General features: G+C 70.1%; 26 protein-coding genes and 2 pseudogenes. 11 read left to right on the top strand and 17 right to left on the bottom strand.

Features of this window, described 5'->3' with window-relative positions:
- Window positions 1–451 precede the first annotated feature (451 nt).
- From ACFYM6_RS21505 to ACFYM6_RS21495, 3 genes are all read left to right on the top strand, one after another.
- A complete protein-coding gene (locus ACFYM6_RS21505) occupies window positions 452–655 on the top strand; it encodes a cold-shock protein (RefSeq protein WP_073838824.1) in 204 nt (67 codons plus the stop codon).
- 74 nt (window positions 656–729) lie between these two features.
- Window positions 730–1,755, top strand: coding sequence for a fatty acid desaturase family protein (locus tag ACFYM6_RS21500; RefSeq protein ID WP_387277977.1), 1,026 nt, complete (start codon window positions 730–732; stop codon window positions 1,753–1,755).
- 59 nt (window positions 1,756–1,814) lie between these two features.
- Entirely contained in the window at window positions 1,815–2,471 is a 657-nt protein-coding gene (locus ACFYM6_RS21495) for a class I SAM-dependent methyltransferase (RefSeq protein WP_387277975.1), read from the top strand.
- A 3-nt stretch (window positions 2,472–2,474) separates the two neighbouring features.
- Here ACFYM6_RS21495 and ACFYM6_RS21490 read toward each other — a convergent pair whose 3' ends face one another.
- The 3 genes from ACFYM6_RS21490 to ACFYM6_RS21480 all read right to left on the bottom strand — a co-directional run bounded on the left by ACFYM6_RS21490 (window position 2,475) and on the right by ACFYM6_RS21480 (window position 6,678).
- Window positions 2,475–3,860, bottom strand: a complete 1,386-nt coding sequence (locus ACFYM6_RS21490) for a DEAD/DEAH box helicase (RefSeq protein WP_387277973.1) — start codon at window positions 3,858–3,860, stop codon at window positions 2,475–2,477.
- Window positions 3,861–4,041: 181 nt separating this feature from the next.
- On the bottom strand, window positions 4,042–4,260 hold the full coding sequence (locus ACFYM6_RS21485) for a hypothetical protein (RefSeq protein ID WP_387277971.1): 219 nt from the start codon (window positions 4,258–4,260) through the stop codon (window positions 4,042–4,044).
- A gap of 429 nt (window positions 4,261–4,689) precedes the next feature.
- The gene (locus tag ACFYM6_RS21480; protein ID WP_387277969.1) at window positions 4,690–6,678 is read right to left on the bottom strand and encodes a heavy metal translocating P-type ATPase; all 1,989 of its coding nucleotides are present in this window, start codon (window positions 6,676–6,678) and stop codon (window positions 4,690–4,692) included.
- Window positions 6,679–6,787: 109 nt separating this feature from the next.
- Between ACFYM6_RS21480 and ACFYM6_RS21475 the strand changes: the two genes are divergently transcribed.
- The 5 genes from ACFYM6_RS21475 to ACFYM6_RS21455 all read left to right on the top strand — a co-directional run bounded on the left by ACFYM6_RS21475 (window position 6,788) and on the right by ACFYM6_RS21455 (window position 11,010).
- On the top strand, window positions 6,788–7,126 hold the full coding sequence (locus tag ACFYM6_RS21475; RefSeq protein ID WP_387278130.1) for an ArsR/SmtB family transcription factor: 339 nt from the start codon (window positions 6,788–6,790) through the stop codon (window positions 7,124–7,126).
- Window positions 7,127–7,357: 231 nt separating this feature from the next.
- The gene (locus ACFYM6_RS21470; RefSeq protein ID WP_387277967.1) at window positions 7,358–7,774 is read left to right on the top strand and encodes a hypothetical protein; all 417 of its coding nucleotides are present in this window, start codon (window positions 7,358–7,360) and stop codon (window positions 7,772–7,774) included.
- A gap of 160 nt (window positions 7,775–7,934) precedes the next feature.
- Window positions 7,935–9,533 (top strand): radical SAM protein, encoded by a 1,599-nt coding sequence (locus ACFYM6_RS21465; RefSeq protein ID WP_387278128.1) that lies wholly within the window; start codon window positions 7,935–7,937, stop codon window positions 9,531–9,533.
- A complete protein-coding gene (locus tag ACFYM6_RS21460; RefSeq protein ID WP_387277965.1) occupies window positions 9,530–10,339 on the top strand; it encodes an SAM-dependent methyltransferase in 810 nt (269 codons plus the stop codon). Before ACFYM6_RS21465 ends, ACFYM6_RS21460 begins: the two co-directional genes overlap by 4 nt.
- Before the next feature lie 47 nt (window positions 10,340–10,386).
- Window positions 10,387–11,010 carry an SRPBCC family protein gene (locus tag ACFYM6_RS21455; RefSeq protein ID WP_387277963.1) on the top strand — a complete coding sequence of 208 codons (624 nt, stop codon included), beginning with the start codon at window positions 10,387–10,389 and terminating at the stop codon, window positions 11,008–11,010.
- A gap of 170 nt (window positions 11,011–11,180) precedes the next feature.
- On the opposite strand, the pseudogene ACFYM6_RS21450 reads toward ACFYM6_RS21455, so the two are convergent.
- The 3 genes and pseudogenes from ACFYM6_RS21450 to ACFYM6_RS21440 form a co-directional block, all read right to left on the bottom strand.
- Window positions 11,181–11,342, bottom strand: a pseudogene (locus ACFYM6_RS21450) (response regulator transcription factor); the annotation flags it as partial.
- A gap of 424 nt (window positions 11,343–11,766) precedes the next feature.
- Window positions 11,767–12,096 (bottom strand): STAS domain-containing protein, encoded by a 330-nt coding sequence (locus ACFYM6_RS21445; RefSeq protein WP_387277961.1) that lies wholly within the window; start codon window positions 12,094–12,096, stop codon window positions 11,767–11,769.
- Entirely contained in the window at window positions 12,093–12,623 is a 531-nt protein-coding gene (locus tag ACFYM6_RS21440) for an ATP-binding protein (RefSeq protein WP_387277959.1), read from the bottom strand. Before ACFYM6_RS21440 ends, ACFYM6_RS21445 begins: the two co-directional genes overlap by 4 nt.
- A 596-nt stretch (window positions 12,624–13,219) precedes the next feature.
- Between ACFYM6_RS21440 and ACFYM6_RS21435 the strand changes: the two genes are divergently transcribed.
- Entirely contained in the window at window positions 13,220–14,575 is a 1,356-nt protein-coding gene (locus tag ACFYM6_RS21435; protein ID WP_387277957.1) for an RNA-guided endonuclease InsQ/TnpB family protein, read from the top strand.
- A gap of 18 nt (window positions 14,576–14,593) precedes the next feature.
- Here the strand turns inward: ACFYM6_RS21435 and ACFYM6_RS21430 are convergent, their stop codons facing one another.
- The 11 genes and pseudogenes from ACFYM6_RS21430 to ACFYM6_RS21380 form a co-directional block, all read right to left on the bottom strand.
- The gene (locus ACFYM6_RS21430; protein ID WP_387277956.1) at window positions 14,594–15,541 is read right to left on the bottom strand and encodes a hypothetical protein; all 948 of its coding nucleotides are present in this window, start codon (window positions 15,539–15,541) and stop codon (window positions 14,594–14,596) included.
- Window positions 15,542–16,121: 580 nt separating this feature from the next.
- Window positions 16,122–16,241: pseudogene (locus ACFYM6_RS21425) on the bottom strand (hypothetical protein); the annotation flags it as partial.
- 233 nt (window positions 16,242–16,474) lie between these two features.
- Window positions 16,475–17,599, bottom strand: a complete 1,125-nt coding sequence (locus tag ACFYM6_RS21420; protein ID WP_387277954.1) for a ScyD/ScyE family protein — start codon at window positions 17,597–17,599, stop codon at window positions 16,475–16,477.
- Window positions 17,600–18,504: 905 nt separating this feature from the next.
- On the bottom strand, window positions 18,505–19,212 hold the full coding sequence (locus tag ACFYM6_RS21415; protein ID WP_387277952.1) for a low temperature requirement protein A: 708 nt from the start codon (window positions 19,210–19,212) through the stop codon (window positions 18,505–18,507).
- Window positions 19,179–19,370, bottom strand: coding sequence for a hypothetical protein (locus ACFYM6_RS21410; protein WP_387277950.1), 192 nt, complete (start codon window positions 19,368–19,370; stop codon window positions 19,179–19,181). The genes ACFYM6_RS21415 and ACFYM6_RS21410 overlap by 34 nt, the downstream gene beginning before the upstream one ends.
- Window positions 19,334–19,834 (bottom strand): low temperature requirement protein A, encoded by a 501-nt coding sequence (locus ACFYM6_RS21405; protein WP_387277948.1) that lies wholly within the window; start codon window positions 19,832–19,834, stop codon window positions 19,334–19,336. Before ACFYM6_RS21405 ends, ACFYM6_RS21410 begins: the two co-directional genes overlap by 37 nt.
- 327 nt (window positions 19,835–20,161) lie before the next feature.
- A complete protein-coding gene (locus tag ACFYM6_RS21400; protein WP_387278126.1) occupies window positions 20,162–20,533 on the bottom strand; it encodes an ArsR/SmtB family transcription factor in 372 nt (123 codons plus the stop codon).
- A gap of 167 nt (window positions 20,534–20,700) precedes the next feature.
- Window positions 20,701–21,108, bottom strand: coding sequence for an arsenate reductase ArsC (locus ACFYM6_RS21395; protein WP_387277946.1), 408 nt, complete (start codon window positions 21,106–21,108; stop codon window positions 20,701–20,703).
- Window positions 21,105–21,338, bottom strand: a complete 234-nt coding sequence (locus tag ACFYM6_RS21390) for an aquaporin (RefSeq protein ID WP_387277944.1) — start codon at window positions 21,336–21,338, stop codon at window positions 21,105–21,107. Before ACFYM6_RS21390 ends, ACFYM6_RS21395 begins: the two co-directional genes overlap by 4 nt.
- A 17-nt stretch (window positions 21,339–21,355) precedes the next feature.
- Window positions 21,356–21,841: an aquaporin gene (locus ACFYM6_RS21385; RefSeq protein WP_387277943.1), complete on the bottom strand. Its 486-nt coding sequence runs from the start codon at window positions 21,839–21,841 to the stop codon at window positions 21,356–21,358.
- Entirely contained in the window at window positions 21,838–22,212 is a 375-nt protein-coding gene (locus ACFYM6_RS21380; protein WP_387277941.1) for an ArsR/SmtB family transcription factor, read from the bottom strand. The genes ACFYM6_RS21385 and ACFYM6_RS21380 overlap by 4 nt, the downstream gene beginning before the upstream one ends.
- 77 nt (window positions 22,213–22,289) lie before the next feature.
- Between ACFYM6_RS21380 and ACFYM6_RS21375 the strand changes: the two genes are divergently transcribed.
- Window positions 22,290–22,439 (top strand): hypothetical protein, encoded by a 150-nt coding sequence (locus tag ACFYM6_RS21375; RefSeq protein ID WP_387277938.1) that lies wholly within the window; start codon window positions 22,290–22,292, stop codon window positions 22,437–22,439.
- A gap of 19 nt (window positions 22,440–22,458) precedes the next feature.
- Window positions 22,459–22,917 (top strand): ArsI/CadI family heavy metal resistance metalloenzyme, encoded by a 459-nt coding sequence (locus ACFYM6_RS21370; RefSeq protein WP_387277937.1) that lies wholly within the window; start codon window positions 22,459–22,461, stop codon window positions 22,915–22,917.
- The last annotated feature ends 114 nt before the right edge of the window (window positions 22,918–23,031 follow it).

Below are 23,031 nucleotides of genomic sequence, written 5' to 3'. Positions count from 1 at the left end.
CGCCGTGCGTTTGGGCTCGCGGACGGCGGTTCCAATCCGTCGACGATGCACGGTAGCCCGAGAATGTATGTCGACCAGCGCACGTCGGTGTTGTGGCGGGTCAGCGACGCAATCACGACGGCGGCGACGAGCGCCGCGGCGCCGATGTCGACGATCGCCAGGACGATGCGGTGTCGTGGACGGCGACGACGAGGACAAGTCAGCGACAGGCTATAGGGCTAGCGTAGGTGCCGCGGATAGGAAGCAGCTTCCGTACTCCGACTTGCGCCCTATCCGATCGTGGTACGGTGTGTCCCGTTGCAGTTGTTTTCCGAATATTTGCCGGCGCATGGTGGGTGTCGGATCCCTCCGCGCTTGGTGTTCTCCGGTCATCTCCGGATGTGGGCGATCAACACCGCGACGTCGGGGCCTACACGGTGTGGGTCCCAATCCAGCCTTCCAAGGAGAAGACATGGCTGTCGGTACTGTGAAGTGGTTCAACGCGGACAAGGGTTTCGGGTTCATTACCCCCGACGGGGGCGGCGCGGACCTGTTCGCCCACTTCTCGGCGATCGCCTCGAACGGCTTCCGCAGCCTCGATGAGAACCAGCGGGTCGAGTTCGACATCACGCAGGGCGCCAAGGGCCCGCAGGCCGCGAACATCCGCGCCATCTGAGGCACCGCCGGCCGCGCGCCCCGGTGGTGGGCACGCGGCCGGCGTCGGCGTAGGACCCGCGCGAGGAGGTACCCATGTCCACAGCGTCGCCGCGAGCCGGCACCGGAAGCCCGTACGCGCATCTGCTGCGCCAGATCCGTGACGCCGGACTGCTGGAGCGCCGTACCGGGTACTACGTCTGGAAGATCGTCATCACCGGTCTGCTGTTCGCGGCCGGCTGGACGGCCTTTGGGTTCATCGGGGACTCGTGGTGGGTATTGATCGTCGCGGGCTTCCTCGCGTTCGTCTTCACTCAACTCGGGTTCCTCGGCCACGACGCCGGACACCAGCAGATCTTCGCGTCCCGGCGGGCGAACTACGTGCTCGGGCTGCTGCACGGCAACCTGGCCATCGGGCTGAGCTACGGCTGGTGGGTGGACAAACACAACCGGCACCACGCCCACCCGAACACCGACGACGCCGATCCGGACCTCAGGATCGCCGCGCTCGCGTTCACCTCCCGCCAAGCCGGCAACCGGGGGCGCATTGCCGCGTTTGCGTACCGCTACCAAGCATTCTTCTTCTTCCCGCTGCTTCTGCTGGAGGGCCTCAGCCTGCACGTGAACAGCGTGCGCGCCCTGCTGCGCCGCGGCGGACGCCCCCGCGCGTGGGAGTCGGTCCTGCTCGCCAGCCACGTCATCGGTTACCTCGGCGCGGTATTCCTGATACTTTCGCCGGTCCGTGCGGTCGTGTTCATCCTCGTCCAGCAGGGCCTGTTCGGGCTGTACCTCGGGTGCAGCTTCGCGCCGAACCACAAGGGCATGCTGATCCTCGCCGCCGGTGACCGCACCGACTTCCTGCGCCGCCAGGTGCTCACTTCGCGGAACGTGCGCAGCCACTGGCTGACCGACTTCGTGCTCGGCGGCCTGAACTACCAGATCGAGCACCACCTGTTCCCCAGCATGCCCCGGTCGAACCTGCGCCGCGCGCAGACGATCGTCGAGTCGTTCTGCCGCCGGCACGGCCTCACGTACTGTCAGACCGGCCTGTTCGAGTCGTACGCCCAAGTGCTGCGCCACCTGCACCGGGTCGGGCGTACTCCCTGCCCGGCGGGCGCCTGAAACCGGTCGCCCTGACAGGAGACCGTCCATGAACGGAGCATGAGCCTACGCCGACCGGTGTGCTGCTCGAGCCGTTCGCCGCGTTCCGCTCCGACGGGTTCGACGGACTGCGCCTGACGCATCTTCCGTTCGTACCGGAGATCCGCCTGCACCTGGCCGATGACGCGATCGTGTTGCGGGCCAGGTTGGAGGCGCAGGCCGGGCCGGGGCTCACGCCGTTCTGGGCGAACGCCTGGGCCGGTGGCCAGGCCCTCGCCCGGTGCGTCCTGGACCATCCGCAGGTGGTGGCCGGCCGGCGGGTGATCGACGTGGCGTCCGGCTCCGGTCTGGTCGCCATCGCCGCAGCCAAGGCCGGCGCCGCCGAGGTGACCGCCAACGACATCGACCCGTACGCGCTGGCGGCCGTCGCGATGAACGCCACGGCCAACGCGGTCAGCGTGGCGGTGAACGAGGGCGATCTGCTCGACGGCGACGGCGGCGCCGCCGACGTGATCCTCGCCGGCGACGCCTTCTACGACCCCGAACTGGCCGCGCGGATGCTGGGGTTCCTACGCCGCGCCGCCGACCGCGGCGCGTGCGTCCTCGTCGGTGATCCCGGCCGCAGGCACCTGCCCGAGGATTGGCTGAAGGTACTGACCAGCTACCGGGTACGCGGCCTGGGTGCCGCCGAGGACGCCGAACTCACCGAGGTCTCGGTGCTCGGCCTCGTCGGGTAGGGGTCAGCGCCTACCGCGGCGAGCGCCGGGCCGGGCCCGGGCGGAGAAGGCCGCCGCACCGGATCGCGCCGGTGCGGACCGTGTCGATGCGGCCGATGCTGGCTTGCCGCCGCGCCGGCCCCGGCCGCCGTGGGTGGGCTGCGCCTCGTGCCGAGAGCCGGCGGACTGCGGTACCGGCTGGGGGACCAGCGTCCGCTCCCCTGGGGCGAGCTGGCCCAGCAGCGCGTCACCCGGGCGCAGCCGGGTGGTGGTGGCCGCGATGCCCGCCTTGCGGGTCAGTTCCCGCACCTCGGGCACCTGCCCGTCGGTCATCAGCGTGACGACGGTCCCGGCCGCGCCCGCCCGGGCGGTACGGCCCGAGCGGTGCAGGTAGGCCTTGTGCTCAACCGGCGGGTCGGCGTGCACAACCAGCGCCACTTCGTCGATGTGGATGCCCCGGGCGGCGATGTCAGTGGCGACCAGCGTGTGCACCTCACCATCGGAGAACGCCCGCAGGTTCCTGGTGCGCGCGCCCTGGGCGAGGTTGCCATGCAGTTCGACAGCGGTCACACCGGCCGCGACCAGCCGGCGGGTGAGCCTCTTCGCGCCCTGCTTGGTACGCGTGAACACCACGGCCCGGCCCGGCGCGGCGGTCAGCTCGAGCAGCACGGCGAACCGGTCGTCGGCGTGGACGTGCAGGACGTGGTGCGTCATCGCGGCGACCGGCGACAGCGTCGAGTCAACGCTGTGCACGACCGGATCGGTGAGGAACCGCCGCACGAGGACGTCGACGCCGGCGTCCAGGGTGGCGGAGAACAGCAGCCGCTGCCCGTCGCGCGGAGTATGCTCCAGCAGCTTGCGTACGGTGGGCAGGAAGCCGAGGTCGGCCATGTGATCGGCCTCGTCGAGCACAGTGACCTCGACGGCGTCCAGGTGCGCGTTGCCGGCCTCGATGTGATCGGCGAGCCGGCCCGGGCAGGCCACCAGGACGTCGACCCCGGCGCGCAGCCCGGCGATCTGAGGTCGGGCGGCGACGCCACCGAAGATGGCCATCGTGCGCAGCGACAGTGCCTGCGCCAGCGGCGCCATCACGCTGTCGATCTGGGTGGCCAGTTCACGGGTGGGCGCGAGGATCAGCGCCCGGGGGCGCCCGGCCCGCCGGGGCGCGGAGGTGGCGGCCAAACGGGTCAGCACCGCCAGTACGAAGGCATAAGTCTTACCCGAACCGGTGCGGCCCCGGCCGAGCACGTCCCGCCCGGCGAGCGCGTCGGGCAGGGTCGCGGCCTGGATCGGGAACGGCCGTTCCACCCCGGCCGCGGCCAGCACGCGGTTGAGCGCGTCGGGCACGCCGAGGTCGGCGAAGGTCAGGCAGGTGGACGAGATGGTCTGGCGCGGGCGGCGTGCCGCCATGAAGGCTCCGAACGTCGAAGGGACGTCCCCGCCCGGCGCTGACCGTTTCGGTCGCGGCGCGTGGCGTGGGGCATCGAACCCGGCCTGCCATGAGGGCCGGCCGCGCTGTCAGTCTACTCGAACCCGCACCGGGTGCCGCCGGCTGTTGACAGGTCGTGAGCGGAGGATCGCCGCCGGCCGGTCAGGGTGCCATGAGCTGCCATCGGCTCTGTCCGTCCATCCATGCTCCGGCGAGGATCTCCGCCGACTTCTGGCCCGGGCATTGGTGGATCTTCGACCGGCCGGCGCCGCCGCCGGCTCGGGCCTCGACCTCCCACGACTCGCCGTCGGTGCGGATGTACACGTCGCGGCGCCCTCGCACAGTGCGGTCGCCGTTCCACCAGTGACGCTCGGTTCTCACCCTCCGACCGTATAGCACCGGGTCGGAGTGTGGAACGTTGACGATCTTGATGCGTTTGGCGGGCGTGTAGTTGCCGTGGGCTGGTGTCATCGCGGAGGCTCGCATGGGACTTGCCGGGGCCGAACTGTGGTGACGGCCGGACATCTGCCAACTACGCTCGGGCAGGTCCTGGGCGATGGTGTAGGCAGCGGTGTGTGACCACAACGTCTGGCTCGCTCTGGGCTTCGCGAATGTTTCCGGGCGGTGCCACCGAGCAGGGCTTGTCTGTGGTCTACGACTACAAGGTTCCGGGGAAGCACCGGGCCGTATATGAGCGACGTAGTTGAGCCAGCTGCCTGGCGTGGTCGAACCCGGCGGCGGTGCCGCAGCAGCAGCCCCGACACACCGTGACTGTGCAACCGGCCGATCCGATGTCGCGGGCGCCGCGACTCACGACGCCCCTTCGGCTTGGGCACGCCGCCAGGCGGAGGACGCGAGCAGGCGTAGGCCGTTGAGGCCGACGATGACGGTGGAGCCCTCGTGCCCGGCTACACCCAGGGGGAGGGGGAGGTGGCCGAACAGGTCCCAGCAGACCAGCACGGTGATGAAGGTGGCGGCGATGATCAGGTTCGCCTTGACGAGGCGGCGGGCGCGTCGGGACAGGGCGATGGCCGCAGGCAGGGTGGGCAGGTCGTCGCGGACGAGGACGGCGTCGGCGCTGTGCAGGGCGAGGTCGGAGCCGCCGCGGCCCATGGCGACGCCGAGGTTCGCGGCGGCGAGTGCGGGGGCGTCGTTGACGCCGTCGCCGACCAGCAGCACCCGACGGCCGTCGGCCTGTACGGCGCGTACCCGGTCGACCTTGTCCTGCGGCAGCAGCCCGGCGTGCACGTCGGTGATGCCGGCCTCCGCGGCGAGGTGCCCGGCGGCGCCGGGGTTGTCGCCGGTGAGCAGCATCGGCCTGGCTCCGGTGAGGCGGGTCAGGGCGGTGACGGTGGCGGGGGCGTCGGCGCGGATGCGGTCGGCGAGGGCGAGCACCCCGGCGGGCGTCCCGTCGACGAGCACTACCACGGCGGTCCGTCCGGCGGCCTGTGCGTCAGCGGCCACGGTCCGGGCCTGGGTGAGGGCCGTGTCATCGGCGGTGGGCGTGAGTTCGTCGAGCAGCGCGGGTGCGCCCACGGCCACGCGGCGGCCGTCGACCACGGTTCGCACGCCCCGTCCGGGTACGGAGGTGAAGTCATTCGCTGCCGGAATCGGCAGCCCGCGGTCCTGGGCGGCCGCGAGGACCGCGGCGCCGATTGGGTGTTCGCTGGCGTGTTCGGCCCCGGCGGCCAGCCGCAGGACCTCGTCGGTGTGCGCGTCGCCGATGGGATGGATGTCGACGACGCGGGGGTGGCCTTCGGTGAGGGTGCCGGTCTTGTCGAACGCCACCAGGTCGGTGTCGGCGAGTTGCTCCATGACCACGGCGGACTTGACCAGCACCCCGTGACGACCGGCGAGAGCGATCGCGGACAGCAGCGGCGGCATCGTCGCGAGGACCACCGCGCACGGCGAGGCCACGATCATGAACGTCATCGCCCGCAACAACGTCGACTGCAGGTCGGCGCCGAAGGCCAGGGGAATGGCGAACAGTGCCAGGGTGGCCGCCACCACCGCGATCGAGTACCGCTGCTCGACCTTTTCGATGAACAGCTGCGTTTTGGCCTTGGTTGCCGAGGCCTGCTCCACGAGGGCGACGATGCGGGCGATCACCGACTCGCCGGCTTCGCGGTGCACCCGCGCGACCAGCGTGCCGGTGCCGTTTAGCGTGCCGGCGAACACCTCGTCACCGGCCGACTTGGCCACTGGCAGCGGCTCGCCGGTGATGGTGGCCTGATCCACCTCGCTGGCGCCCTCGACGACGACCGCGTCGGCGCCGATCCGCTCACCCGGGCGCACCCGCACCAGGTCACCGACCCGCAGATCGACGGTGTTCACCACCGTCTCGCCGCTGTCGGCGTTCAGGCGGGTCGCCTGCTCCGGAGCCACGTCCAGCAGTGCCCGCACGGAGTCGGCGGTGCGGGCGGTGGCGAAGGCCTCCAACGCGCCGGAGGTCGCGAAGATGACGATCAGCAGTGCCCCGTCGAACACCTGCCCGATGCCCGCCGCGCCGAGCGCGGCCACGATCATCAGCAGGTCCACATCCAGGGTCCGCTCGCGCAGCGCCCGTAGCCCGGCCAGGGCCGGCTCCCAGCCGCCGGCGGCGTAGCAGGCCAGATACAGCGCCCACCACACCGGCGCCGGCGCGCCCAGCAGTTGCGCCATCCCGCCGGCGGCGAACAGCCCGGTGGCCACAGCCGCCCAGCGCACCTCGCTCAGTGCCCATGCCCGGGCAACCAACCGCCGGGGTGCCGGCATCGGCGCGGTGGCGGCCGGGCGGGGTGAAGTCGTCGTCGTGGTCACGACAAGCGACACTACCTGCATAGCCATGCAGGTAGCTGGTCAGGTAGGTAGCTGAGTGCGCAGCCTCCGCTACCATGAGCGGGTGCATACCTCGCTGCCGGACTTCCAGATGCCCAACGACGAGCAGGTCCACCTCGCCGCCGAAGGCTTCCGGCTGCTCGCCGACCCCACCCGCATCAAAATCCTTTGGGCCCTGCTGCAGGGCGAGTCATCCGTCGCCTGCCTCGCCGAGATCGTCGGCGCCGCCCCCACCGCCGTCAGCCAACACCTCGCCAAGCTCCGCCTCGCCGGCCTCGTCCGCGGGCGACGCGAGGGCACCTTCGTGCACTACTCCGCCGCCGACACCCACGTCCGGGCCCTGCTCGCCGAGGCCCTGTTCCACGCCGACCACACCGACCGCGACCTGCCCGACCACAGCGGCCCGCACAGCCACGCCATCACCCCGTAACGGGGGCTTGGGCCTGGAGATCCTCGGGACACCCGTTCCCGGTCGCACGCCTCGTCCAAGTCCGGGCGAACCGGTCCGTCGCCGGGGTGCTGCCGCACCTAATCGCCGAGATCGCGCGGCGAGCCGGACGGCCTCTCTGAGATCGTCGGCCCGGTCGCGGGTTCATGAAGCTCTTCGGCCTGCGGGTCGACCCGTGCGGCATCGAGGAACAGCTTCGGCGCGGACCGCGAGGTGGTGGTGGCCCCGACCGGCGGCCACCACCCCGAGCGGGTGCGGCGGCCGGCCGCCGACGCGGCCGGGCTGCCGACCCGCGTGGTCCGCGCCCACTTGCCGGCCGACCTGCCCCGGCTGGCCAACGGCAAAGCCCGACCTGGTGGCGGCACGCGCCGTCGCCGCGCCGCCACCGACCCGCCGGCACCGGCACTGACCAGCTCTGCCGGATCTACGCCGAACTGCTCGACCAGCCGGAGGGCGCAGTTCTGGTTCATCGAGACGCTGGTCCACCTCGTTCTGGTGGCCACCGCGCTGATCGCAGTGCCAGGCGTCGACGGTGGTCAGGCAGTTTGCCGGTTTCCCCCAGACGTGGTTCGGCATCTGCAGGGTGATTGGCATCCGCGCCGCGCGGGCTGCTCTTCGCTGTTCGTGTGAGTCCGCTCGGTTTGGCACGTACGGCTGTCGCGGCATGGCAGTGTGACCGGTTGACGGGCCGGCAAAGAGGCAGAGTGGGCTGGCGACAATGGCAGGCACGCCGCGAGGAGCAGTCATGGCCGCTGTTGAACCCCTCCCCGTTCCTTCCGTCTCATCGGCGGTGAAGCGGGACCGGGACGAGGTGTTCATTGAGTACACCAAGTCGATCTGCCCGGTGTGCAAGATCGTCGTCGATGGCCAGGTCAACCTCCGCGACGACAAGGTGTACCTGCGTAAGCGCTGCCCGGAGCACGGCCCGTTCGAGGCGTTGGTGTACGGCGACGCACAGATGTATCTCGACAGCGCCCGGTTCAACAAGCCCGGCACGATCCCGCTGACCTTCCAGACCGAGGTCCGCGACGGCTGCCCCTCGGACTGCGGCCTGTGTCCGGAGCACAAGCAGCACGCCTGCCTGGGCATCATCGAGGTCAACACCGGCTGCAACCTGGACTGCCCGATCTGCTTCGCCGACTCCGGCCACCAGCCCGACGGCTACTCGATCAATCTGCAGCAGTGCGAGCGGATGCTCGACGTCTTCGTGGAAAGCGAAGGCGAGGCCGAGGTGGTGATGTTCTCCGGCGGCGAGCCCACGATCCACAAGCAGATCCTCGACTTCATCGACGCCGCCCAGGCCCGCCCGATCAAGGCGGTCAACCTCAACACCAACGGCATCCGCCTCGCCTCCGACCGGAGATTTCTGGCCGCGCTGGGGGAACGCAACCGGCCCGGCCGGCCGGTCAACATCTATCTGCAGTTCGACGGGTTCGACGAGCGCACCCACCGAGAGATCCGCGGCCGGGACCTACGCGCCATCAAGCAGCAGGCCCTGGACAACTGTGCCGACGTCGGGCTCACCGTCACCCTCGTCGCTGCGGTCGAACGCGGCCTCAACGAACACGAACTCGGCGCCATCATCAGGTACGGCCTGGCCCACCCGGCGGTGCGCAGCGTCTCGTTCCAGCCGGTCACCCACTCCGGCCGGCACGTCACCTTCGACCCGCTGACCCGGCTGACCAACTCCGACATCATCCACCTCATCGCGCAGCAGTTGCCCGACTGGTTCCAGGCCAAGGACTTCTTCCCGGTGCCGTGCTGCTTCCCGACCTGCCGCTCCATCACCTACCTGCTCACCGAAGGCGCCCCCGGTACGCCGGACTTCGCCGTGGTACCGATCCCGAGGCTGCTCAACGTCGAGGACTACCTCGACTACGTATCCAACCGGGTCGTGCCGGACTACGGCATACGGGAGGCGCTGGCAAAGCTGTGGTCGGCGTCGGCGTTCATGGGCACCGACACCACGCGCGACCGCCTTGCTCAGACCGCCGCGGCTTTGGACTGCGCCGACGCTTGCGGCATCAACCTGCCCGAGGCGGTCGCGAACCTCACCGACCGCGCCTTCATGATCGTCATTCAGGATTTCCAGGATCCGTACACCCTCAACGTCAAGCAGTTGATGAAGTGCTGCGTCGAGGAGATCACCCCGGACGGCAGGTTGATACCCTTCTGCGCCTACAACTCCGTCGGCTACCGCGAACAGGTCCGCGAACAGATGTCCGGCGTAACGGTGGCCGACGTCGTGCCCAACGCCCGGCCGCTGCAGCCGATCCTCATCGACTCGCCATACGGTTCGAAGATCGCCGGGAGCGGAGCGGGGCGCCGCGCGGACGGCGAACACCGCATCGCGCCGGACCGCACCAACGTGGGCCGAGGGATCCGATGAGCGTCCCGATCCAGCCGCCCGCGGCCGCTGAGGCCAAGGCCTGCTGCGCCGCCACCTACGGCTCCGACGTGGTGGCCCTGCTACTCGGCGACTCCTACCACCCTGGTGGCCTCGCCCTCACCCGCCGGCTAGCCGACCGGCTGGACCTGCGTACCGGGGAGATCGTTCTCGATGTGGCCAGTGGCCGGGGGACCACCGCTCTGACGCTCGCTACCGAATACCAGGTCGACGTCACGGGCGTAGACCTGTCCGACGCCAACGTCGCCCTCGCCACCGACAAGGCGCAGGCCGCTGGCCTCGTCGACCGCATCCGGTTCGAGACCGGCGACGCCGAACGGCTACCCGTCGACGCGCAGTCGGTCGACGCGGTGGTGTGCGAGTGCGCCTTCTGCACCTTTCCCGACAAGCCCACCGCCGCCGCCGAGCTTGCCCGGGTGCTGCGCCCCGGTGGCCGGCTCGGCATCACCGACGTCACCGTCGCTTCCGAGCGACTCCCGTCTGAGTTGGTCGGGCTGGGGGCGTGGATCGCCTGTATCGCCGACGCCCGCCCCCTCGACGGGTACGCCGCCCTGCTGAGCGACGCAGGGCTGACAGTCACCCACACCGAACGCCGCGACGACGCGATGGCGGCCATGATCGATCAAATCGAGGCCCGCCTCACCCTCGTGCGGATGACCGCACGAGCACAGGCCGAGGCCCTCGGCGTGGACTTCCACCGCTCCCCGGCGGTGCTGGCCGCCGCCCGCGCCGCCGTCGCCGATCGCGTCCTCGGCTACGCCCTGCTGACAGCCGTGAAAGCGCAATGACAGCGAAACGGTGACTCCCGGCACCGGAAAGTAGATCGGAGGCGATCATGGGGGTACGGCTCGGCTGGACCATCGCGGCCATGACCGCGGCGGCGGCCACGGCCGGGTACCGTGCGCTGGTCTCCGGCCGGCTCACCATCGAACTGGGCATCGGCTGGCGGACACGCGCCCTCGGCCCGCAGGTACTCGACATCGCCGCGCCCCGTGAGCTCGTCTTCGACGTGATCGCCCAGCCCTACCTCGGCCGGGCCACGAGAGCCCAGCAGGAGAAGATCCAGGTGCTGGAACGCGGTGAGGGGATGGTCCTGGCCGCCCACCACACGCCGGTCGGCCGTGGCCAGGTCACCCAGACGGTCGAGACGGTTACCTTCACCCGCCCCGACACCGTCGACTTCCGCCTCGTGCGCGGCCCCGTGCCGCACGTTCGGGAACGCTTCTGCCTCACCGACGACGGCGGCCACACCCAACTGACGTACACCGGCGAGATGGGCACCGACGGCTGGGCGCTGGGCGCCAGGTGGGCAGAGGTTGTCGCGCGGCGATGGGAGGCAACGGTCGCCGCCTCGCTCGCCACGGTTAAGTCCGAGGCCGAACGCCGACACGAACTCGGGCTCAAGAGGTCCCCCGGGGACCGCTCCGGCAAAGCCACCCAAGCCCCCCGCCGCCAGTGAGACTGCATACCTGCGTGATGCCTCACCACCAGCGTGCACGCCACGGTGGGCGGTGCGACGGGCAACCGTGCACCACGGCCTCGGATCGAACCAGCTGACACCGCCGCGACACCGAAATGCGTCGTAATCGTGGGGCCCGGACATGCGCAGGCACGGGCCCGGGGCCGCGTTCAGCTGACCAGCCGGCGTTCCCAGGCCCAGGCGGCGATCTCCACCCGGTTCCGGGCGTCCAGTTTCGCCTGCACGCTGGCCAGGTGCGTCTTCACCGTGCCGACGGTGATGTACAGCTGGGCGGCGATCTCCGCGTTCGTGGCGCCCCGGGAGAGCAGTTGAGCCGCCCCTGCGGGCACTGCGACACTGCCACGGCGGCACCTCCGAGGTGCTCCCGGAAGACGGGCCGTACCCACTGCACAGCACGGTGCGGCACGCCAAGTGGAGATCCGGCATGGTCCTGGGGTACGAAAAGGACCGTATAACCGTGCTGTTCGACGACGTCGGCTACAAGACCCTGTCAGTCTCCGTCGTCCAAGCGCAAGGCCTGCTGGCACTCGACGCGGATCGCCGCTGACCGGTTAACCTCTTCGCCCGCCGCGCCGATGCCGCAGCCCATCAGTCTGGTGCGTCCTGTATCGGGGTGGACGCATGCGCGGGTCGAAATCGACTCCTCGGGTTTGCTCGCCACGCCCGGCCTCACACCGATTCCCATGATCGTTATCTCGCTGGAACTGGCGTACCACGTCCCGCTTACACGGCCGTCTACGGGCGGCCGGGCTTGACGGTCAGGGTGTTGAGTACGCCGGTGACATCGAGGATCCGGTGGACCTGGGGGCTGGCGTTGACCAGCGAAAGGTGTCGTCCAGTTGTCGCTGCCGCGTTTCGCGCGGTGATCAATGCGCCGATGACGCTTGAGTCGATGAACGTCACCGCGGCCGCGTCAACCTCAACGACATCAGCCTTATTGACTGCCGCCTGTAGGAGGTCCTGCAGGCGCGGGGCACCGTTCATGTCGATTTCGCCGGACAGCACAACCGTTCTCCGGTCGCCTTCGGCGTGGATCTGGTGCTGCCAGGTCAGCTCCGGATTCATTCCTGCTCACCCTCCATCGCGGACGCGTCAACCCTACCGTCCGCACCGGCGGCAGCGGACTGCTGCGCCGCGGCGGCGGCCGTCTGACGGGTCAGGCAGACGCTCACTGTGGCGGTGACGCCGTCGGGCCTGCGGGTCAGCATCAGCGCGCTGGTCAACTGATGGGCAAGCCAGAGCCCCCGGCCGCCCGGCACGTGCACCGGCGGCAGGTCCACGGGCAGCGCGTCGTTGCCCGCGCCGTGATCGGTGACCTCACACACCAGCACGTCGTCCACCTGCCGAAGGTCCAGGTGCCCTGACCCGCCGCCATGGCGCACCGCGTTGGTCACCAGTTCATGAACGGCCAGCACGAAGTCATCACCGTCGTCGCCGGACAGGCCGGCGGCCGTGACCCGCGCGGCGAGGAGGTGCCGCAGCGGGGTTACTGCCTCAGCGGTGAAGTGCTGCGACAGCAGCACGACCGGCCGGGCTGCGATGCGCCCGCTCACGTGAGCATCCGCATCCTCGCCGAGCTGCCCGTCGTTCATGAATGGCACGCTACCCATCCCCGACAGTTCTGCCACCGTTGCCGGAGGCAAGTATCTGCAGGTTACAAGCCATGGGTTCCCAAACATGAGGCGGACTCGGGTTAGCGGGCGGAACCGGCCGCGGTGGATGGGAGAGCTCGACGTGCCCGCCCGATGGCCGCACCTGACGTCGGTGCCCAGGTCCCCACCACAGTGATTAACCAGCCCGCGCTGACGGCCGCGCCGGTGATGATCGGGGCAGGGGCGGCCAGTAGGCCGTGCCAGGTATCGAACGGCGTGGTGAGCAGTAGCGGGCGGGGCTTGTCGTGTTCACCGAGGCCGCTGAACAGTCGCATGACCGCCCCGAGACCGACGGGCGCTGCGACGCCGTCATGGGGTTGCAGGTGGTCAACGACAGCAGGATCGCCAGGGCGGGTTAAGCCGAGCACCAGTGAGCCCGCCGGCTCATCTGCGGGATGCGGCTAGTGCGGTGTCCACTTACGCACCAAGTTGGCCGCTGCTGGAAATTGTCGTACCCGTCGGGTTGGGTGTGGCTCGTGCCTCGTCGTCGGGATCCCGCCGCGCCCAGGGCGGTGTACCGGACCGCGCGTGTTGCGGTGCGGGTGACTCCTGGGCAGCGGCGGCGGTGCTTCGGCCTGCTGCGCTCGGCCGGTGACGTATGGGCGTGCGTTCTTGAGATCAACGCGTGGCGACGCCGCCGCCACGACGCGCCGCTGGCCGGTTATCAGGCGTTGTGTCGGGAGCTGTCCGGGTCGGGGCCGGGCACGTTCGGTGAGCTGGATTCGGTGGGTGCCCGGTCGGTGTTGCGCCGGTTCTCCGATGCGTGGTTCGCGGCGGCGAAAGCCCGCAAGGACGGTGACCTGTCGGTGCGGTTTCCGCGTCGTCGGCGGGCGTTGATGCCGGTGCGTTGGCATCACGGCACGTTCACTCTGGATGGGTTGCGGGTGCGGATCCCGACCGCGCAAGGCGCGTCGCCGTTGTGGGTACGGTTGGCGCGGGAGGTGCCGTATCCGGTCGAGCAGGTCCGGTCGGTCACCCTGCTGTGTGAGGGCGGTCGGCTGTTCCTCGACGTGACCGCCGAGGTTCCGGTCGCGGTGTATCCGCCCGGTGAGGGGCCGGACCCGGGCCGGGTGGCCGGGGTCGACCTGGGCATCATTCACCCGGACGCGGTGGCTGGCCCGGACGGTGAGGGCCTGTTGGTGTCGGGGCGGGCGATCCGCGCCGAGCACCGCATGCACCTCGCCGACACGAAAACCCGCCGCCGCTCTGTTTCCCGGCGGGCGCCGAAGCCGGGCCAGATGGGGTCACGGCGGTGGCGTAAGTACCGGCGGCGTGCGCGGTTGGTGGAGGGTCGGCATCGGCGCCGGGTCCGGCAGGCCCAGCACGAAGCCGCCCGCACCGTGGTGTCGTGGGCGGTGGAGCAGCGGGTCGGTGTGCTCAGGGTGGGTAACCCGCGCGGGGTCCTCGATTTGGATGCGGGGCGGCGGCACAACCTGCGGCTGCGGCAGTGGCAGATCGGCCGCCTGATGCAGGCCCTCACCGACAAAGCTGTCCAGGCCGGCATCACCGTCGACCCCGTCAACGAACGCGGCACCTCCTCCACCTGCCCCGCCTGCCTGCGGCGGGTACCGAAACCCCGCGGCCGGACCCTGTCCTGCCCACACTGCCAGTTCACCGGGCACCGCGACCTGATCGCGGCCGCCATCATCGCCACCCGCACCCCGGGCGGCGGACCCACCACCCCCACAGCCGTTGTGCTGCCGAAGGTGGTCACGCACCGTCGAGCCGGCCGACACCTACCCGGTGCCGGCCAGTCCCGGCGTGACCCCCGCCGCCCACCCCGGGCGGCGAGAGGATCAGTTGGCCCGCGGAGGCCCGCCCCACCACCCGGTGACGGGGAGTCGCTCGCCCACACGGCGAGGATCCACAACAGTGCACCGGAAACCCGGTGAACGTTAGTGGACACCGCACTAGAAAGCGTCGCTCCGGAGCAGGGCCTCGGTGATTTTCTGGCATTCATCCATGCCGTACTCGTAGCCCATGTCGATCGGGTAACGGACCATCACGCCCATGGTCCAGGTGTCGCCGATGGCCAAGCAGCTGATGTGTATCTCCCGCTCATCGCTCCGGTCGATCCACCCGTTTTTGATGGCGATGCTCTTGCGCTCCGCGGCCGGGAACGCATTGCGGATGCCAAAGTCACCCTCGCCGCGGACCAGCCGCATCTCGTTGATCAGCCACCGGGTCCACTTCGGTCCGGCGGCCCGGCCGTCGGCGATGCACGCACCGAGCCGGGCGGTGTCCCGCGGAGACAGCCTGGTACTGCTCCAGCTGCCGTCGCGGGCGACGCTGCTGTCGGTCAGCTCGCACGTCGACAGCAGCCGCTTGATGGAGGTGGCCCCGCCCAGCGCGCTGTAGAACTGCTGGGCCAGGGTGTTGTCGCTGTCCCGGATGATCTGGGTGGCGTCGGCGAGCGTGGCGTCGCTCGGGGTCTGCCCGGCCCCGGCCGTACGGCGCAGATAGTCGGCGACGATCCAAGACTTGATCATCGAGGCGGTGGTGCTGGTCTCGGCCATGCTCTTCGAGCCGATGATCTCGCCGGTGCGGCGGTCCAGGACGCTCCAGCCGTACCAGCCTTCGACGTCCAGGTCCAGGTTCTTGGCCTCGAATGGTAGCGGCTCAAGCGAGACGGTCGGGCTCGGTGCGGCGGTGGGCCGCACACCGCGGTCGGTCGGCGTGGGAGTGGAAGGGTAGACAGAGGCACGCGAGGCGTCCCGCCGAACGGCGGCGCGCGAATGGAAGCCTGGCAGCAGGTGCAGCACGACCAGGATCAGGCCGACCAGGATGGCCGCGAAGGCGATCAGGCGGACCAGTGCCTTGTTCTGCCCTGGCCGGTCCGCTCGGCGGTCGCCGGCCATCAGAGCTCTTCCACCAGCTGTTGAGACGCCTTGACAGCGGCGCCCGACCGAGTGGCCAGCAGCTGGGCGAACACGCTTGATGAATGCGCATATCCCAGAATTCGCACCGTCACCTCCCGACGTTCCGTTCCTGGCGACTCTGTTCAGGCTATGCGGGTTAGGGCCTGTCGATGTGGGGTTGCCCATATCGGCAGGCGAGGTCGCTGGAGGCCAGCCACAGCTCAAGGCCGTTCATCCAACCGACGACATGGCCAAGCACGGATGGCTGAAGTCGTCGTCCGCAGCGTCCGACCCGCCCGCGAAAACGCCACCGCACTGGCGCTGTGGGTGGTGATCGAGCCTCGATAGTGACCGGACAATGATGATCGCCGACACATGTGCTCACGCTCGAGACGGGCCGCCCGGGAGCGCCGGATCTACAACTTCGGCAAAGGTCGTCCGGCCGCCAGGAGGGGCAGTTAGGGATTCGCCCGCGATCTGAACTCCGATCCGGACCTCTGAATCGGCATGCTCGCTCCAGCAGGACGCCGCGAGCGGGCCGGGACGACGCATACCGGCGGGGCTCGCGTCCGACCGGCCATCAGGTGTCGAGGCGCTCGATGATCGTCGCGTTGGCGGTGCCGCCGGCCTCGCACATGGTCTGCAGGCCGTACCGGCCGCCGGTGCGTTCGAGCACGTGCAGCAGGGTGGTGGCGAGGCGGAGGCGTAGGTCGCGGGCGACGAGGATGCGGTGGATGAGTTCGCCTTGCCCGTGTTAGATGCGTGAGTGGGCCCGCCCGAGGGGATAGGAGTGGGGCGAGGTTGTACAGCACGCCCGCTGGCGGGAGCCGCTCGGCCGCTGCTTACCTCGCGTCCCACCGCCCGGCCGACGCCTTGAGGCCGGGCGGTGGGACGCGTTGACGGAGCGGGGCCTACCGGCGATTGCTCAGTGGGTCATTGGCGCACGAGCAGCCGCAGCACCTCGCCCTGCCCGACCATGGTGCCCTTGTTGGAGATGTAGATGGTGCCGTTCCGGGCGACCGCTAGACCGGTGGGCGTGACCAGGCCGGCCCGGGCGAGTTCGGTGCGCGATCCGTCGCGCTCCACCCGGATCAGCGCGCCGGTCGGGTCGCCGCTGAGCAGGCCGTTGGCGGTGATCTCGAGGACGAGCAGCCTGCCCTTGTGGTCGAAGGCGATGTCGGCGATGTTGGTGAAGCCTTCGGCGTAGACGGTGGGCGCCTGGCCGGGCGCGACGCGCCATACCTTCGCCCCGCCGACGGGGAACGGGAATCCGGTCAGCTGGCCGACGTAGAGCGCGCCGCCCGGACCTGTTGTCACCGTGGTCGGCACGAACTGCATCGGGATGTCCGGTCCGCCGAACGGGCTCGGCGTCGGGCTGGTCGGGAACACGGCGAGCGGGGAGATGCGGCCCCTGGGGTCGAGGCGCAGCAGGGTGTTGCCGCCCGCGTCGGTCGCTACGGCTCCATCCTGGTACGACGCGAGGCCGTACGGGTTGCTGTCGGGCCCGGTGCCGGGCTGGTCGCTGTCCGGGTTGTTCGCCGCTTCCCAGCCGGCCAGGTCGGCGAAGGAGTTTGCGCCCGACGGCCCGAGCCGCACGGTCTGGCCGATGAGTGCCCCGGCGGTACCCAGCTGGGCCCGGCGCTGCGGGTCCGTGCCGAGGCCGATGGTGACCAGCGGCCCGGCTGGGGTCAGCGCGATGTCGTGCGGTCCGAGGACCTCGGACTGGGTCGGCGTGCCCAGTGATGGAAGCCCGGTGGCCACCCGCTTCTGCTGGTGTCCCCGGACCGCGGTGATCGCGCCCGTGGCGCCGAGGCAGAACTCCTCGCCGCCCGCGCCGGCGAGGCACGGTGCCTGGCCACCTCTGCCGGCTTCGGCGACGAGCACGACTCCCTCGGGCGTCACGGCAAGGCCCCGCGGATTGTCGAGCCCGGTGGCGATCACAGTCATGCCCTCGGCATGGGTCTTGCTGGTGGCCGCCGCCGCGTCGGGTGTCGACGCGACGACGAGACCGGCGACTGCGACGGCAACGCCGGCAGACCGGAGCTTGAGCCTCACCATTGGGTCTCCCTCCTCGTGTTCCCGAATCATGTCGTGTACATCGGTCACAACTTCCGCGACGCTAACCGGGTTCCGGACCCTGGTCGGCGACGTTGTCGGGTGTACGACCGCCGAGGCTGCCCGGACAAGATGTCAAGGGGTTTCCGCCGGGCGAGCGGGGTCGGGGCAGGCACACCGAGGTGGACAACTTGATCTCGTAACGCGCAGGTCGCCTGCATTCGTTGTGCCTGGTCTGCGCCCGAGGCCCGGTCCCGGTGCCTGACGAAGTCGCCGAGGTCGTTGGCGTAGGCCCGCCGGCGGCTGGTGGTCCAGTTGCGGGCACCGCTCGGGTGCCCACGAACTACGGAAGCCGGCTCCCCTGGGGGCGGTGATGCCCGGCCTAGGTCGGCTCGGCGCCTTCTAGCATTCCAGCGACGGCGGCTGCGCGGCCAGCACCTGCCGAGCAACCGACCAGTTGATGCATCCGGTTAGCGGATGGTAACGGCGCGTGTCAGGTGGGATGGTCGGGCGAGTGACCACGACGCGAGGGCAGCGATTGCCAGGATCGCCGGAGCAGCTTCTCTCCACCTCTTGGTGCGGGCCACGCTAACCGGAGTCCTACCAGTCGTGACGGCTTCGGCCTGCACGCAGCACTCCCCGGCCGAGAAGAGCGCACTGGATCGGGGCGGCACTGCCGAGGCAACGGTTAAGCAGGACGCAGTGTGCCCGAGCGAACCCGCGCACTTATAGCGGCAACGACCGCGGGGACACGGCGGCGAACCTCTCAGCGATCGCTGCGCCGGCCTCGCCCGATCGGCTGGCCAGGGCCCTGTGCCGGTGGCCTTCATCGACTCACAGTCTCGGCGTCCTTGTCGCCGCCTATCAGGACACGGCCACCGCCACCGGCGCCCTGACCCGGTCCTGCTTCATCCGCCCTCGTCCGCCTCGTTCGGCTCGTGCCAACGGGCCCGGTAGGCGGCCTCGTGCGCCTCGTGGGCCATCCGTTCCTCGAAGATCGGTTGGCGCAGCGCCCGCCGGCCCTCGTCGAAGATGACCACCTCGGCGGCCACCAGGCCCACGCAGATCATGGTCAGCAGCGCGAGGGCCCCCAGCGCCGGCAGCCGCTCGGCCAGCGGGATGCAGACTGCGAGCAGCCCCACTGTGCCGACTCGGGTCCAGCTCAGCGTGTGCAAGGTCCGCGCCTGGAACAGCATGTTGCCGCAGAGGTAGAGGATCACCCCGCCGAAGAGGAGGGAGTCGCCAGGGCCGCGCGTCGGCTCCCAGTTGGGGATGTGCGGGTTGGTGATCTGACTTACGACCTCCTCGGCGCCAAGCGCGAAGAGGATGATCCCGGCGATCATCGGCAGGTAGCAATACCAGTACGCATCCCGGGCCATCGCGACCCGGGGTCCGTCCTGTGCCGTCTGCAGGGCGATCCGGGCGGCCGGCCCGATCATGTCGTAGTGCGCCCACCAGAGCGCGGCGGTGAAGAAGATGCCGCACACCGCCGCAGCCACGGCCGCTGGGGTGGGTGGCTGCCCGATCAGGTTGCTTCCGACACCGACCGAGATGACCGACTCGCCGAGGGCGATGATCAGGATCAGGTCGTACCGTTCGGTCCAGTGTTCGGCCAAGCGACGCCCCAGCCCCAGGTGCCGGCGCGGAAGCCGATGGAGTACTCGATCAGCACGACCAGGGCCCACAGGCCGTCCCGGACGAGCGGCGCCGCAGCGGCGCCGTGCATGGCCGGCGGGATCAGTGCGGCGGCCAGCAGCAGCAGTGTGCTGCCCACCAGATCCGGGGCGACCGTATCAACTGCCGGCGCTCGTTCGGGCTGTTCCGTACGGCGTGCAGGTAGAGCAGCAGGTGCACCGCGCGGACCACGATGTAGCTGACCGCCGCGACGACCGGCCCGGCGGCGTTGCCTTGCACGTCGTGGAACGCTTGTGGCAGCGAGAGCGCGAAGGTGAACAGTGCCGCCATGCCGACCGTCATCAGCACTGGCACGAAGCCCTCGCCGAGCCGGACGCGGGTGGCGATCACACTGTGCACCATCCACGACCACCAGAGCACGGCGAGCACCAGCAGGGCGTGCAGCAGCGCCCCTGTGCTGACGTCCCGCGCGGTGGAGCGGGTGATGATGAAGAACGAGAAGACGAAGACTAGATCGAAGAAGATCTCGAACCGGTCCACCCGGGCCCCGGGGGCCACCGGCACGGCCGGCCCGAGGCGCCCCCGCCACCCGAAGGCGCTCACCGACCGAGTCTGCCAGCGGACCGCCGGCGGTGGGCCGGATTCCGGGCAGGCCTGCCCGTCTGCTGCCGCAGGACTGGGTCTGGCATCCGCCAGAGCGACATGGGCAACGACGGCTCCGGCCCGAACTTGCCCACACCCCCTGCTGTCCGTTGGGCGAAGCGGAGCACTCCGAATGCGCAACCTCGTGTCGTAGTCGTATACCTGGAAGCCGCCCCGATCCGATCAGCCCAGGCACCGCGTTGATGAGGCAAGACCTTGCCGACATGGTCGACGCGGCCGTGACCAGTGCGGACGCCAGTGCCGGCGCCCGCCGGATTGGGTGGCCGCTCAGCGGGCCTTCTTCGTCGCTCGCTTGCGGGGCGGAGTGAGTAGGTCGGCGATCGCTGCGATCGCGGACGGCACGAGCCGGTAGTACGCCCAGACGCCGCGTTTCTCGCGTTCGAGCAGGCCGGCCTCGGTGAGGATCCGGAGGTGATGACTCACGGTCGGCTGGGAGAGACCGAGCGGCGCGGTGAGGTCACTTACGGACGCCTCGCCCTCGGGGGCGGACTGGATCAGGCTGAGCAGCCGCAGTCGGGCCGGGTCGGCGAATGCCTTCAGCACTCCGGCGAGCCGCTCGGCATCGGCACGCTTGATCGGCTCGCCTGCAAGCGGTGAGATGGCAGGCGTTGTAGTTTTTGCAGCTCCCACGCCTTCCATCGTTACACCAACACCATCGATGCGCCGGTTGAACCAGTACCCGGTCACCGTCAGTTTGCGGGCATGGAGCCGTGTTGACCTGTCCCGGCCGTGTGAACGGCCGGATGAGCGAGTGTCGGCCCCCACCCAATGGGTGACCGGGCGGACGGGCAGCTCCGGCGGGTTGGTCAGGCGGTGGGATGCAGTTCGGTGAGGAGCTTCTCCACCCGGCTGCGGATCTCGTCCCGGATTGGGCGCACGGCCTCGACGCCCTTGCCGGCGGGGTCTTCGAGCTTCCCGTCCTCGTAGCGCTTTCCGGGGAAGGCGGGGCAGGCGTCGCCGCAGCCCATGGTGACGATGATGTTGGAGGATTCGGCGGTGGCGTATTCGAGGAGTTTGGGGGTTTGGTTGGTGATGTCGATGCCGACCTCGCGCATGGCCTCGACGGCGGCGGGGTTGATCTGGTCGGCGGGTGCGCTGCCGGCGGAGCGGACCTCGACGGTGTCGCCGGCGAGGTGGCGCAGCCAGCCGGCGGCCATCTGGGAGAGGCCGGCGTTGTGGACGCAGACGAACAGGACGCCGGGTTTGTCGCTCATCGAGCTTGGCCCTCCGGGGTGAGTTGAGGTACGACCACCGCGTCAGCGGCGACCCTGGCGTGGGGGTACCAGGCGGCGAGTGCGGCGACGGCGACCAGGCCCCCGACGAGTTGGGCCGCGATGAAGCCGGGCACGGATGCAGGGGCGATGCCGGCGAAGGTGTCGGTGAAGGCCCGGCCGATGGTGACGGCCGGGTTGGCGAACGAGGTCGAGGACGTGAACCAGTACACCGCGCCGATGTAGGCGCCTACCGCGGCCGGGGCTGCGGCGGTGCGGCCGCTTCGGGCAAGGGCGAAGACGAGGACGACCAGGCCGGCGGTGGCGAGCACCTCAGCAGCCACAGGTTCCCACCGGTGCGATCGGTGCGGGACCAGGCTACGGCGGGCAGCCCGAACATGAGGTCAGCCAGGGCCGCACCGGTGATCGCGCCGCCGATCTGGGCTGCGGTGTAGGCGGCCAGCTCGCGGACGGCCAGGCCGGCGCCTGCGCGGCGGCCGTGCCACCAGTCGACGGCGGAGACGATCGGGTTGAAGTGCGCGCCGGACACCGGCCCGAAGGTCAGGATCAGCGCGCCCAGCGCGAGGGCGGTGGCGATCGCGTTCTCCAGGAGCTGGAGGCCGACGTCGGTGGGGGAGAGCCGGGCGGCGGCGATCCCGGAGCCGACCACGGCGGCGACGAGCAGGGCGGTGCCGGCGAATTCCGCCGATGCCCGCCGGGTCAGGGTGAGGCTCACGCGCTGCCACCGGCGGCCGGGGCGGCGGAGATCTCCAGCAGCGCGCCAAGCTGACGGAACGCCTCCGCCTTCACCCGGTACCAGACCCAGGTGCCGCGACGCTCGGAGTCGACCAGGCCTGCTTCCCGTAGCAGCCTGAGGTGGTGGGAGATGGTCGGCCCGGACAGGTCGAACGCCGGGGTCAGGTCGCAGACGCAGATCTCGGGAACCGAGGCGATCATCGACATCAGCCGCAGCCGGACGGGGTCGCCCAAGGCTTTGAACCTCGGTGCGACCACCGCTGCCTGGTCGGCGTCCATGGGGCGGGCCGCGATCGGGGAGCAGCAGGCGACCGCGTTGAGGTCCACCACCGGCAGAGCTTGTTTCGACACGCCTCTAGGTTGACAGATTTCAAAACAGGGTGCAACGTGGGTCCTGCTTCGAAAAGCATCTAGGCAAGGATGAAGTGATGATCAAGCTGTTCCGCCGTCGTCCCCTCGACGTCCAAGCCGTGACGTTCTGCGAATCGTGCGGGCAGGTGTGCACCCCGGCTTGCCGCGCCGACGCCCGCTACGAGCATGCCCGCACCACCGCACTCACCAACCGTCACATCCGCTGAACCGCCAGGAGGAATGACCATGCCCCGTGTCCAGCTCGCCCTGCGCGTGTCCGACCTCGAAGGCTCCGTCGCCTTCTACGCCAAGCTGTTCGGTGTCGAGCCGGCCAAGCGCCGACCTGGCTACGCCAACTTCGCCATCGAGAACCCGCCCCTGAAGCTCGTCCTCCTCGAGGGCGAGGCCGACCAACCCACCGTCATGGACCACCTGGGCGTCGAGGTGTTCAGCACCGACGAGGTCAACGCCGCCACCCAGCGCCTCACCGACGCCGGCCTCATCACCCTGGAAGAGAACAACACCCAGTGCTGCTACGCCCTGCAGGACAAGGTCTGGGTACGCGGCCCTGGCAACGAACCCTGGGAGGTCTACACCGTCAAGGCCGACTCCCCGCAGTTGGAGAAGACCGCCGAGAGCGCCTGCTGCACCCCGGCTGCCGATACGGAACCCGCAACCAGCGGGACCGCGTCAAGCTGCTGCTGAAGGTGGTGTGGGGGGGGGGGGGGGGGGCGCGCCCGCCCCCCCCCCCCCCCCCCCCCCCCCCCCGCCCGGGGGGGGGGGGCCCCCCGGGCCCCCCCCCCCCCCCCCCCACCCCCC

The organism is Micromonospora sp. NPDC006431, from assembly GCF_042870725.1.
Taxonomy (GTDB): Bacteria; Actinomycetota; Actinomycetes; order Mycobacteriales; family Micromonosporaceae; genus Micromonospora.
Note: the sequence above shows the minus strand (reverse complement) of the source record. Positions and strands in the feature narration are given on the sequence as shown.